Consider the following 12,810-nt stretch of genomic DNA (forward strand, 5'->3'; position numbering starts at 1 on the left):
CGAGACGGTATGCCATGCAAGGCACGAAGCGCAGCGATGCCTCGTGGCATCGCGAGCATTCGCAACGCCGCAGTGCGTGCCGTATCGCGTCGGCAGCCGCTTCCGAGTTAAGCGTTACAGGCCAATAGTTCTTTCGAACGATCCCGCGGCGCCCTCGCCTCGTTCTTCTGCCTCGCCCGGTACCCACCACCGGAGAATGGTCTGAATGGGCCGCGACGGCCACAGTGGCATGTATCCGAAGGAGGATACATGGCCGCCGCAGACATCGCCGTCAAGGCACCCACTCGCAACCCCCATCACGCCGCGGCACCGGTCCATGCCAGCCGCACCGCCGTCCTGATCGTCAGCACGCTGGCCTTCACCGCGTGCTTCATGGTCTGGATGATGTTTGGCGTGATCGGCATCCCGATCCGAAAGGCGCTCGACCTCAACGCCACCCAGTTCGGCCTGCTCACCGCCATGCCGGTGCTGACGGGCTCGCTGATCCGCGTGCCGCTGGGTATCTGGACGGACAAGTTCGGCGGCCGCATCGTGATGGCCGCGCTGATGGCGGCGGTGATCCCCGCGATCTGGCTGATGAGCTACGCCACCGCGTACTGGCACTTCCTCGTCATTGGCCTGTTCGTGGGTTTGGCCGGTGGCAGTTTCTCGGTCGGCACACCATATGTGGCGCGCTGGTTCCCGAAGAACCGCCAGGGCTTTGCGATGGGCGTGTACGGCGCCGGCAACTCGGGTGCAGCGGTGAACAAGTTCATCGCGCCAGCCCTGCTGGTGGCCTTCGGCTGGTCGATGGTGCCCAAGGTCTACGCCGCGGTGATGCTGGGCGTGCTGGTGCTATTCTGGCTGTTCAGCGCCAGCGACCCCTCGCACCGCGTGCCGAGCCAACTGAGCTTCACCGACCAGCTCAAGGCGCTGAAGGATCCACGCGTGCTCAAGTACTGCCAGTACTACAGCATCGTCTTTGGCGGGTACGTGGCGCTCTCGCTGTGGATGGTCCAGTACTACGTCGGTGAATACGGCCTGGATATCCGCGTGGCCGCGCTGCTGGCTGCCTGCTTTTCATTGCCGGGCGGCGTGCTGCGCGCCGTGGGCGGCTGGCTGTCCGACAAGTACGGCGCCCACTCGGTGACCTGGTGGGTGATGTGGGTGAGCTGGATCTGCCTGTTCCTGCTCTCATACCCGCAGACCCAGTTCACCGTGCAGACGGTTCATGGCCCGGCCACCTTCGAGATCGGCCTGAACGTCTACGGCTTCACCGGGCTGATGTTCGTCTTGGGCATCGCCTGGGCCTTCGGCAAGGCGAGCGTCTTCAAGTACATCAGCGACGACTACCCGCAGAACATTGGCGCCATCAGCGGCATCGTTGGGCTGGCGGGCGGCCTGGGCGGCTTCGTGCTGCCCATCCTCTTCGGCGCCTTGCTGGACATCACCGCCGTGCGCTCATCGGCCTTCATGTTGCTGTACGGCGTGGTCTGGGTCTCGCTGATCTGGATGTACTTCACCGAAGTGCGCTGCGCCACGCTGTTCGGTGACGCGGCATCCCGTCCCACCGCGCACGCCACCACGGCCTAAGCCGCGGGTCGCCTCCACCTCTTGTGTGTCGTCCGGGCGCCAAGCCCTCGACACGCCCCACAGGTCATCAAGGACACACCATGGCATCTACCGCTGCCCCCTACGCGCAGCCGGCCCGAAAGGGCCGCACGCTGCAAATCTGGACCCCGGAGGACAAGGCCTTCTGGGAGCGTGAAGGCGAAGCGATCGCCAAGCTCAATCTCTGGATCTCGGTGCCGGCGCTGTTCCTCGCATTCGCCATCTGGCAGGTGTGGAGCGTGGTCGCCGTCGGCCTGCCTGCACTCGGCTTCAAGTACTCGACCAACCAGCTCTTCTGGCTGGCCGCAGCGCCGGCCCTTTCAGGGGCGACGCTGCGCATCTTCTACTCCTTCATCGTGCCGCTCGTCGGCGGCCGGCGATGGACGGCCATCTCCACCGCCACCCTGCTGATCCCCGCGGTAGGCATCGGCCTCGCCGTGCAGGACAACACCACCACCTACCCGACCATGCTGACACTGGCGCTGCTGTGCGGCCTGGGTGGTGGCAACTTCAGCTCGAGCATGGCCAACATCAGCTTCTTCTTCCCGAAGGAGCGCAAGGGATCGGCGCTCGGCGTCAACGCCGGACTCGGCAACCTGGGTGTCTCGGTGGTGCAGTTCCTGAGCCCTCTGGTGGTCACCGCCGGCATCTTCGGCGTGTTCGGCGGTGAGGCGCAGACCATCGTCAAGAACAACCAGACGTTGCAGGTGTGGACGCAGAACGCCGCCTTCATCTGGGTGCCCTGGATCCTCATCGCCGCTATCACGGCCTGGTTCGGCATGAACGACATCGCCGACGCGAAGGCATCGTTCGCCACCCAGGCCACCATCTTCCAGCGCAAGGACAACTGGCTGATGTGCGTGCTGTACCTGGGCACGTTCGGCTCCTTCATCGGCTACGCCGCCGGCTTCCCACTGCTGATCAAGAGCCAGTTCCCTGGCGTCAACCCACTCGCCTACGCCTGGCTGGGCCCACTGGTCGGCGCGACCATTCGGCCATTCGGCGGTTGGCTGGCGGACAAGCTCGGCGGCGCCCGCGTCACCTTCTGGAACTTCATCGTGATGGCACTCGCGGTGCTGGGCGTCATCTGGTTCCTGCCCAAGGGCCAGGCTTCGGCGTTTGCCCTGCCGTGGGGCCCCGCCGAGGGCAGTTTTGCAGGCTTCTTCGCGATGTTCCTGGTGCTGTTCATGACCACCGGCATCGGCAACGGCTCCACCTTCCGGATGATCCCGGTGATCTTCCTGAACCTGAAGCTGCGCGGCGTCGACAAGAACGATGCGCAAGCCGTGGCACAGGCGACCAAGGAAGGCAACACCGAAGGCGCCGCGACGCTGGGCTTCACCGGTGCGATGGCGGCCTACGGCGGCTTCTTCATCCCGAAGAGCTACGGCACCTCGATCGCCATCACCGGTGGTCCCGAAGCCGCGCTCTACACCTTCCTCTCCTTCTACGTCCTGTGCATCTGCATCACGTGGTGGAACTACGCGCGCCGCAACGCGCCCATGCCTTGCTGATTCGGAGCACCCAATGAGCCACTTCCTCGATCGACTCACCCATTTCTCGCAACCCAAGGAGAGCTTCTCGGACGGCCACGGCGTGGTCACCGGCGAAGACCGCACTTGGGAAGACGCCTACCGCAGCCGCTGGCAACACGACAAGATCGTGCGCAGCACCCACGGCACCAACTGCACCGGCTCGTGCTCGTGGAAGATCTATGTCAAAGGCGGCATCGTCACCTGGGAAACCCAGCAAACCGACTACCCGCGCACTCGCCCGGATCTGCCCAATCACGAACCGCGCGGCTGCGCGCGGGGTGCGTCGTACTCCTGGTATCTCTACAGCGCCAACCGAGTGAAGTACCCGATGGTGCGCGGCCGATTGCTCAAGCACTGGCGCGCCGCCCTGGCCGTTGCCAAGAGCCCGGTCGATGCCTGGGCCAGCATCGTCGAGAACCCCAGCTCGCGTGACGACTGGACACGCCAGCGCGGGCTGGGCGGCTTCGTGCGCTCGACCTGGGACGAGGTCATCCAGATCGTGGCGGCGGCCAACATCCACACCATCAAGAAGCACGGCCCCGACCGCATCATCGGCTTCTCGCCGATTCCGGCGATGTCGATGGTCTCTTACGCTGCCGGCTCACGCTACCTGTCGCTGATCGGCGGCGTGTGCATGAGCTTCTACGACTGGTACTGCGACCTGCCCCCGTCGAGCCCGCAAACCTGGGGCGAGCAGACGGACGTGCCCGAATCGGCCGATTGGTACAACTCCACCTTCATCATCGCTTGGGGCTCCAACGTGCCCCAGACCCGCACGCCCGACGCCCACTTCTTCACCGAGGTGCGGTACAAGGGCGCAAAGACGGTGGCGGTCACGCCCGACTACGCCGAGGTCAGCAAGCTGGCTGACCTCTGGATGCACCCCAAGCAGGGCACCGACGCGGCACTCGCGATGGCAATGGGCCACGTGATCCTGAAGGAGTTCTACTTCGACAAGCGGTCGGCGTACTTCGATGACTATGCCCGCCGCCTGACCGACCTGCCGATGCTGGTTCAGCTCGAAGAGCGGACGCTGCCGGATGGTCGAAAGGTGCTCGCCAGCAAGCGTTACCTGCGCGCCAGCGACTTCGACGGCGCCCTGGACCAATCGAACAACGCCGAATGGAAGACGCTCGCCTTCAATGACGACGGCAGCATCGTCGTGCCCAATGGCTCGATCGGCTTCCGCTGGGGCGCACAGGACCGCGACGACAGCGGCAAATGGAACCTCGAAGACCGCGAAGCCCGCGGCGGCGAGAAGGTGCACCTGCGCCTGTCGGCCATCGAGGGCGAAGGCCACGAACTGGTCGACGCGGCTTTCCCGTACTTCGCCGGCATCGAGACGCCGCATTTCAAGGCCAACAACCAGGGTAGCGACGTGCTGGTGCGCAAGGTGCCCGCGCGGCGCCTGCAGCTGGGCGCCGGCCGCAGTGTGCTCGTCGCCACCGTGTTCGACCTGCTGGCCGCGCACTATGGCGTGGACCGCGGCTTTGGCGACGGTGCGGCCAGCCACGACGAAGACACCCCGTACACGCCCGCCTGGCAGGAAAAGATCACCGGCGTACCGCGGGACCAGGCCATCACGGTGGCACGCCAATTCGCCGACAACGCCGACAAGACGCACGGCAAATCCATGGTGATCATCGGCGCGGCGATGAACCACTGGTACCACTGCGACATGAACTACCGGGGCATCATCAACATGCTGATGCTCTGCGGCTGCATCGGTCAATCGGGCGGTGGCTGGTCGCACTACGTGGGCCAGGAGAAGCTGCGGCCGCAGACCGGCTGGACCGCCCTGGCCTTCGCGCTCGACTGGGTTCGCCCGCCGCGCCAGCAAAACTCGACCAGCTTCTTCTACAGCCACACCGACCAGTGGCGCTACGAGCGCCTCGGTGTGGACGAAGTGCTCTCGCCGCTGGCCGACAGACAAGAATTCGGCGGCAGCCTGATCGACTACAACGTGCGCGCCGAGCGCATGGGCTGGTTGCCTTCGTATCCCCAGTTCAAGACCAGTTCGCTCGACGTGGTGAAGGCCGCCACCACGCAAGGCAAAGAGCCGCTTCGGCACATCGTCGACAGCCTGAAGGACGGCTCGCTGCAGCTGAGCTGCGAAGACCCTGACCACCCCGACAACTGGCCGCGCAACATGTTCGTGTGGCGCTCCAACATCCTGGGCTCGTCCGGCAAGGGCCACGAGTACTTCCTCAAGCACCTGCTGGGCACGTCGCACGGCGTGCAGGGCAAAGACCTCGGTGAATGGGACCCCCATGCGCCCCAAGGGGGTTCGCCCGGTTTGGGGCGGCCCGGCACCGGGCGAGGCGACGCCAAGCCGCAGGAGGTGCGCTGGCACGACCAGGCCCCTGAAGGCAAGCTCGACCTGCTGGTGACGCTCGACTTCCGTATGAGCACCACGTGTCTGTACTCGGACATCGTGCTGCCCACCGCCACCTGGTACGAGAAGAACGACCTCAACACCAGCGACATGCACCCGTTCATCCACCCGTTGTCCGCAGCCGTGGACCCGGCCTGGCAGGCCCGCAGCGACTGGGAGATCTACAAAGGATTCGCCAAGGCCTTCAGCGAACTCTGCGTCGGCCACCTGGGGGTCGAGAAGGAAGTGGTGATGACGCCGCTGATGCACGACACGCCGGCCGAACTGGCCCAGGCGCTCGACGTGAAAGACTGGAAGCGCGGCGAAGTCGACCTGATTCCCGGCAAGACCGGGCCGAATTTCGCGGTGGTCGAGCGCGACTATCCGGCCACCTACGCACGGTTCACCGCACTGGGCCCGCTGATGGAGAAGGTAGGCAACGGCGGCAAGGGCATCGCCTGGAACACCGTCGACGAGGTGCGCCAACTGGCCGAGCTCAATGGCAAGGTGCACACCGCCGGGCCCACCAAGGGCATGCCGAAGATCGAGAGCGACATCGACGCGACCGAGGTCATCCTGATGCTCGCGCCCGAGACCAACGGCCAAGTTGCCGTGAAGGCCTGGGAGGCTCTCAGCAAGATCACAGGCCGCGAGCACGCCCACCTGGCGCTGCACCGCGAGGACGAGAAGATCCGCTTCCGTGATGTGCAGGCCCAGCCGCGCAAGATCATCAGCTCGCCCACCTGGAGCGGGCTAGAAAGCGACAAGGTCTCGTACAACGCCGGCTACACCAACGTGCACGAGCTGATCCCCTGGCGCACCCTGACCGGGCGGCAGCAGTTCTACCAGGACCACGCCTGGATGCGCGCCTTCGGCGAGGAGTTCACCAGCTACCGGCCGCCGGTCGATTTGAAGGCGGTGGCTGGCGCCCAGGGCATCAAGCCCAACGGCCACAAGGAGATCGCGCTGAACTTCATCACGCCGCACCAGAAGTGGGGCATCCATTCCACTTACAGCGACAACCTGATGATGCTGACGCTCAACCGAGGCGGCCCGGTGGTGTGGCTGTCGGAAGACGACGCGAAGTCGGCCGGCATCGTGGACAACGACTGGATCGAGCTGTTCAACGCCAATGGCGCCATTGCAGCGCGTGCAGTCGTGAGCCAGCGGGTGAAGCCCGGCATGACGATGATGTACCACGCCCAAGAAAAGATCATCAACACACCGGGCAGCGAGATCACCGGCCAGCGCGGCGGCATCCACAACTCGGTGACCCGCATCGTGACCAAGCCCACCCACATGATCGGCGGCTATGCACAGCTGAGCTACGGCTTCAACTACTACGGAACCATCGGCACCAATCGAGACGAGTTCGTGGTGGTGCGGAAGATGAATCGCGTTGATTGGTTGGATGGAGAACAGCAATGAAAGTCCGCGCCCAGATCGGCATGGTGCTCAATCTCGACAAGTGCATCGGCTGCCACACCTGCTCCGTCACCTGCAAGAACGTCTGGACCAACCGTCCCGGCATGGAATACGCGTGGTTCAACAACGTCGAGACCAAACCCGGCATCGGCTACCCGAAAGACTGGGAGAACCAGGACAGGTGGAACGGTGGCTGGACACGCCATGCCGATGGCTCGATCGAGCCCAAGCAGGGCGGCAAGTGGAAGCTGCTGATGCGCATCTTCGCCAACCCGAACCTGCCGCAGATCGACGACTACTACGAGCCGTTCACCTTCGACTACGACCACCTGCAGTCGGCGCCTGAATCGAAGGCCGCGCCGACCGCCCGCCCGCGCAGCCTCATCACCGGCCAGCGCATGCAGAAGATCGAATGGGGCCCGAACTGGGAGGAGATCCTCGGCGGCGAATTCTCCAAACGCTCGAAGGACAAGAACTTCGACGACATCCAGAAAGAGATGTACGGCGAGTTCGAGAACACCTTCATGATGTACCTGCCCAGGCTCTGCGAGCACTGCCTGAACCCGGCGTGCGTCGCCTCGTGCCCCTCAGGCTCGATCTACAAGCGCGAGGAAGACGGCATCGTGCTGATCGACCAGGACAAGTGCCGCGGCTGGCGCATGTGCGTGTCGGGCTGTCCGTACAAGAAGATCTACTACAACTGGCAAAGCGGCAAGGCCGAGAAGTGCATCTTCTGCTACCCACGCATCGAGGCCGGCCAGCCCACGGTCTGCTCGGAAACCTGTGTGGGCCGCATCCGCTACCTCGGCGTGATGCTGTACGACGCCGACCGCATCGAACACGCGGCGAGCATCGAGCGTGACCGCGACCTGTACCAGGCACAGTGCGACATCTTCCTGGATCCGAACGATCCGAAGGTGATCGAGCAGGCCCGTGCCGACGGCATCCCCGAGCCCTGGCTGATCGCCGCGCGCAACAGCCCGGTGTGGAAGATGGCGATGGACTGGAAGGTCGCGCTGCCGTTGCACCCCGAGTACCGCACGCTGCCGATGGTCTGGTACATCCCGCCGCTGTCGCCGATCACCGCGGCGGCCCATGCGGGCCACGTCGGCATCAACGGCGAGATCCCCGATGTCGCGAGCCTGCGGATCCCGGTGCAGTACCTGGCCAACCTGTTGACGGCCGGCGACACCCAGCCGGTGGTGCGCGCACTCGACCGCATGCTGGCGATGCGCGCCTACCAGCGCAGCAAGCATGTCGACGGCACCGAGAACCTCGCGGCATTGAAGCAGTGCGGGCTGAGCGTCGAGCAGGTCGAGGACATGTACAAGATCATGGCCATCGCCAACTACGAAGACCGCTTCGTCATCCCGACGACTCACCGCGAATACGCCGAGAACACCTTCGACCTGCGCGGCGGCTGCGGGTTCTCGTTCGGCAACGGCTGCTCGGACGGCGCCTCCGAGACCTCGCTGTTCGGCGGCAAGAAGCGCCGCACGATCCCGATCAAGGCCACGGTGTGAGGAGAGACAAATGAAGAAGAGCTACACGATGCGTGCGCTGGCCGCGATGCTGCGCTACCCGGACGCGGCCTTTCGCCAGGCCGCGCCCGATATCCGCCAGGCCTTGGCCGATGAACAAGCCCTGCCCAAGGGCCGGCTTGCCGAGCTGGATGCGCTGCTGAAACAGTTGCAGGCGTCGGATGCATTCGAGGTGGAGTCGCGCTATGTCGACACCTTCGACCGTGGCCGTGCCACCTCGCTGCACATGTTCGAACACGTGCATGGCGATTCGCGCGACCGCGGTCCGGCGCTCGTCGACCTGGGCCAGATGTACGAGCGAGCCGGCCTGTTGCTGGCCGAAGACGAACTGCCGGACCACCTCGCGGTGGTGCTCGAATTCGCCTCGACGCAGCCCGAACGCGTGGCTCGCGACTTCCTCGGCGAGATGGCCCACATCCTAACGGCCGTGTTCAGCGCACTGCGCGAGCGCGACAACCCGTATGCGTCGGTGCTGGCCGCGGTGTTGGAACTCGCCGGCCAGAAGGTGCAGGCGGTGCCTGTCGTGCCCGACGAAGACATGGACGAAGCCTGGGCCGAGCCTCCCGCCTTCGCCGGCTGCAGCACGCGCGGACAGGCCAGCCCCGACACGCCGCAGCCGATCCAGATCGTCCGTACCGCGACGAACGGGCCCAAGAATAGACCTGCGTCCTCCGCGCAAGGAGCATCCGCATGAACACGACAAGCCTCTGGCTGGACACCCTGCTGTTCGGCTACTACCCCTACATCTGCCTCAGCGTCTTCCTGCTCGGCAGCCTCATCCGCTTCGATCGCGATCAGTACACCTGGAAGAGCGACTCTTCACAGCTGCTGCGCGCGGGCAGCCTGCGCTGGGGCAGCAACCTGTTCCACCTCGGCATCCTGTTCCTGATGGCCGGCCACACGGTCGGCATGCTGACGCCGCACTTCCTCTACGAGCCCCTCATCAGCGCCGGCGCCAAGCAGCTCGTGGCGATGGTCTCGGGCGGCCTGTTCGGGCTGCTGGGCTTTGCCGGCGTGAGCCTGCTGCTGCACCGCCGGCTGTCGGACGAGCGCATCCGCGCCACCTCGAAGACCAGCGACATCGTGCTGCTGATGCTGCTGTGGGTGCAGTTCGCGCTTGGCTTGGCGACGATCCCGCTGTCGGCCCACCACCTGGACGGCGGCATGATGATGAAGCTCGCCGAATGGGCACAGCGGGTCGTCACCTTCCGATCTGGCGGGATTGAGCTGCTGGCCGATGCGAGCTGGGTCTTCAAGACCCACATGGCGCTGGGCATGACGATCTTCCTGATCTTCCCCTTCACACGACTGGTGCATGTGTGGAGCGGCTTCGGCACGCTGGCCTATGCGATTCGGCCTTATCAGATGGTGCGAAGCCGCCGGCTCAATGTGCCGCACGGACACCTTTCGCCTCAGCACGGCCTCAACGCCGCTTCACCCGCCCCGCTGCCGACGAGTGCGCCACGCAGCGTGCCGGCGCCCACCACCCGCGAAGCCCAGGCCTGAGGAGACACCATGAGTGCGATCGACATGGCCGCGATGGCCGAAACGGCCCGCGTCAACGGCGTGGCCCTGCACACGCCTGGCGCTCAACTGACGCCCGATCTGATCCGCCAGTTGGCCTGCACCGAATTGCTGCGGCAGGAAGCCATCGCGCGGGGCTATCTGCACGACACGGGCGACCCACGCGATACGACCAACTCGGTCGCTGGCGCCATCGAGGCATTGTTGGAAGACGCCTTCGAAACCCCCGAGCCAACGGAAGAGGCCTGCCGGTGCTATTTCGAAGCGAACGCGGCGCGCTATGCGCACGGCGAGCGGCTCGCCCTGCGCCATGTGCTGTTCGCGGTCACCCCGGGTGTGAACGTGCTGGCATTGCGGCAGCGCGCGGAGGCGCTGCTGTTCGAGCTGCGTTGTGCCGAGCCCACCTCAGACGACTTCGGCCAGGCGGCTCGCCGATGGTCCAACTGCCCCACCGGCGCACGAGGCGGCGAACTGGGCTGGACCACCCGCGACGACTGCGCGCCGGAGCTCGCGCAGGAGGTCTTCGGCCAGCAGACGATCGGCGTCCTGCCGCGCCTGGTGCAAAGCCGGTTCGGCTTCCATATCGTCGAGATCACCAGACGCGAGTCAGGGTTGGAGCCGAGCTTTGAGCAGGTCAAGCCGGCGGTGGCCATGCGCCTGAAGCAGCAGGCATGGGCGCATGCACTGCGGCAATACCTGTTGCTGCTCGCCGGCCGTGCCCGGTTGGAAGGCGTGGCGCTCGAGGGCTCGTTCAGTCCGCTGGTGCAGTGATGCCCGACGAACTGCTCGAACGGTTGCGCCGCTTCCGCGAGGATGCCTTCCCGCGCTACCGGGTGCAGTTCCAGGCGCTGGTCGACCAAGGCCAGCATCCGACCACGCTGTTCATCGGCTGTTCGGATTCGCGACTCGTGCCCTACTTGCTCACCGGCACCGGGCCCGGCGATCTGTTCATGGTGCGCAACGTCGGCGCGCTCGTGCCCCCGTGCTGCGGCACACGCGACGGTGGTCACCACGGCACGTCTGCGGCCATCGAGTTCGCGGTGCTGCAACTGAGGGTCAAGCGCATCATCGTGTGCGGCCACACCCACTGCGGCGCGATCCGTGCGCTGTACGAAGACATTTCGCCCGAAGCGGTGAATCTCGGCACCTGGCTCGACTTGGCCCGCGATGCCACGCTTCCCGTGCAGCCCAGCCCGGAGGCCCTGCGCCGAACGGAACAGCGGTCGATCGCCTTACAACTCGAACGATTGATGGACTACCCGATGGTTCGCCGCCGTGTCGACGCAGGCGAGCTGACTTTGCACGGCTGGCACTACGTGATCGAGGCCGGCGAAGTCAACGTGTTCGATGTGCGCACCGGCAGCTTTGTGCCGGCATCGCGGCTGGAAGAGTCGCGGGCAGATGCCGACGCCGACGCGAGCGACACGATCGCCCGGCGCTGTTGACCTCGATCAGGCGAGCTCCGCAGGCGAACGGCGACCTGTGTCGGCCCAGAATCATGCGGTCCCTTGTCCGGGCTACGCGACCACCATCGACAGGCAACGTCCCCTGGCCGTCGACAGCCTTTGCCCGAGGTCAAAACCACATCGTCGATAGGCACCGACGATGCCCGGAACGCTTCAACCCTTGACGGAGGCATTCATGTCGTTGACCACCTATGGCACCCAAATCGATCTGCGCGACATCCCGGCGCGTGATCGGGTCGCACTTCTGTTCAACACCTACCGGTTGCTGCAATCGGGCCAGTCGATGGAGCTGCTCTCTGACGAGGATCTGGCACCACTGCAGACCGAATTCCGGCTGCGCCAGCCTGCAGGCTTCAGCTGGGCGCCCACCGAAATCGGGCCGGTGGCGTGGCGCGTGCGCGTGGTGCGCCTGAGCCACCGCGAGCGCGAGGTGCCCTGTGGAGGCGGCTGCGCCTGCGTGTGAGCGCAGAGGCCAACGCGCCCTTCGTCTGGACATTGACGTGGCGCAAGGCCCACCGACGCGGCGCGGTCCACGATCACAGCATTGAGCGCCCGAGGCAGGGCGTGCGGGAGACACCCATGCCGAAGCTGTGCCTTCAGATCATTCGCCGCGAGCATGAGGCGCTGGCGGCGATGCTTCGATCCATCCCGCTGCTGCTGGCGCAGCGACGCGACCCGCAAGAATCACCCGATTTTTCAGCCTTGCGCGCCATGTTGTTCTACATGGACGAGTTTCCGGAGAAGCGCCACCATCACAAGGAATCGGCGCTGCTGTTCCCCAAGCTGAGGGCACGCACCCCGCTGCACCGCGATTTGCTGGATCAGTTGGATGCAGACCACTCGCGCGGCGAGTTGCGCATCCGAGAACTGGAGCATGCCTTGCTCGCGTACGAGGTGATGGGCGAGCCGCGCCGCGCGGCCTTTGAAGAGAAGCTGTCGAAGTATGTCGACTTCTATCTGTCTCACATGGCCAAGGAAGAGCGCGAGATCCTGCCCCTCGCCGAGCGCGTGTTGACGCCTGAAGACTGGGCCGAGTTGGACGAAGCCTTCGCCGCCAACCGCGACCCCTTTGCCGGTCTAGAACCCGAGGCGGCCTACTCGGCCCTCTTCTCCCGCATCGTCCACCTCGTACCCGCACCCATCGGGCTGGGGCCGGCAATCGCCTGACGGCGGCGCGCCGTCTGTGCGGCGGCGGCGGCTCGCCCGGCCCGCACCGTGCCCCGGCCCTTCAGACCATGAAGAGGCCGGCGACTGCGTCATCGCACCGCAGGGAACGATGTCGCACCTGAATCGACGGAGGCGAGAAGATCCGGCGTGGTCTACCAACGAAAAAACCCGGCGCCCTTTCGGACACC

10 protein-coding genes are annotated in these 12,810 nt (G+C 65.4%); all 10 read left to right on the plus strand.

Annotated elements, in window-relative coordinates; translation table 11 throughout:
- Positions 1-249 precede the first annotated feature (249 nt).
- The 10 genes from AACH06_RS11775 (at position 250) to AACH06_RS11820 (ending at position 12,622) form a co-directional block, all read left to right on the plus strand.
- The gene (locus AACH06_RS11775) at positions 250-1,572 is read left to right on the plus strand and encodes an MFS transporter (protein ID WP_341425875.1); all 1,323 of its coding nucleotides are present in this window, start codon (positions 250-252) and stop codon (positions 1,570-1,572) included.
- Between the two features lie 80 nt (positions 1,573-1,652).
- Positions 1,653-3,104, plus strand: coding sequence for an MFS transporter (locus AACH06_RS11780; protein ID WP_341425876.1), 1,452 nt, complete (start codon positions 1,653-1,655; stop codon positions 3,102-3,104).
- A gap of 13 nt (positions 3,105-3,117) precedes the next feature.
- The gene (locus tag AACH06_RS11785; protein WP_341425877.1) at positions 3,118-6,927 is read left to right on the plus strand and encodes a nitrate reductase subunit alpha; all 3,810 of its coding nucleotides are present in this window, start codon (positions 3,118-3,120) and stop codon (positions 6,925-6,927) included.
- The gene (gene narH / locus AACH06_RS11790) at positions 6,924-8,447 is read left to right on the plus strand and encodes a nitrate reductase subunit beta (protein ID WP_341425878.1); all 1,524 of its coding nucleotides are present in this window, start codon (positions 6,924-6,926) and stop codon (positions 8,445-8,447) included. Before AACH06_RS11785 ends, narH begins: the two co-directional genes overlap by 4 nt.
- Before the next feature lie 10 nt (positions 8,448-8,457).
- Positions 8,458-9,159, plus strand: a complete 702-nt coding sequence (narJ, locus tag AACH06_RS11795; RefSeq protein WP_341425879.1) for a nitrate reductase molybdenum cofactor assembly chaperone — start codon at positions 8,458-8,460, stop codon at positions 9,157-9,159.
- Positions 9,156-9,971 (plus strand): respiratory nitrate reductase subunit gamma, encoded by an 816-nt coding sequence (gene narI, locus AACH06_RS11800; RefSeq protein ID WP_341425880.1) that lies wholly within the window; start codon positions 9,156-9,158, stop codon positions 9,969-9,971. The genes narJ and narI overlap by 4 nt, the downstream gene beginning before the upstream one ends.
- Positions 9,972-9,980: 9 nt before the next feature.
- Positions 9,981-10,760, plus strand: a complete 780-nt coding sequence (locus tag AACH06_RS11805) for a peptidylprolyl isomerase (protein ID WP_341425881.1) — start codon at positions 9,981-9,983, stop codon at positions 10,758-10,760.
- Positions 10,760-11,434, plus strand: coding sequence for a carbonic anhydrase (locus AACH06_RS11810; RefSeq protein WP_341425882.1), 675 nt, complete (start codon positions 10,760-10,762; stop codon positions 11,432-11,434). The genes AACH06_RS11805 and AACH06_RS11810 overlap by 1 nt, the downstream gene beginning before the upstream one ends.
- A 196-nt stretch (positions 11,435-11,630) precedes the next feature.
- A complete protein-coding gene (locus AACH06_RS11815) occupies positions 11,631-11,918 on the plus strand; it encodes a DUF2249 domain-containing protein (protein ID WP_341425883.1) in 288 nt (95 codons plus the stop codon).
- A gap of 116 nt (positions 11,919-12,034) precedes the next feature.
- Entirely contained in the window at positions 12,035-12,622 is a 588-nt protein-coding gene (locus tag AACH06_RS11820; protein ID WP_341425884.1) for a hemerythrin domain-containing protein, read from the plus strand.
- Positions 12,623-12,810: the final 188 nt, after the last annotated feature.

It is taken from the genome of Ideonella lacteola (assembly GCF_038066555.1).
Taxonomy (GTDB): domain Bacteria; phylum Pseudomonadota; class Gammaproteobacteria; order Burkholderiales; family Burkholderiaceae_C; genus Ideonella; species Ideonella lacteola.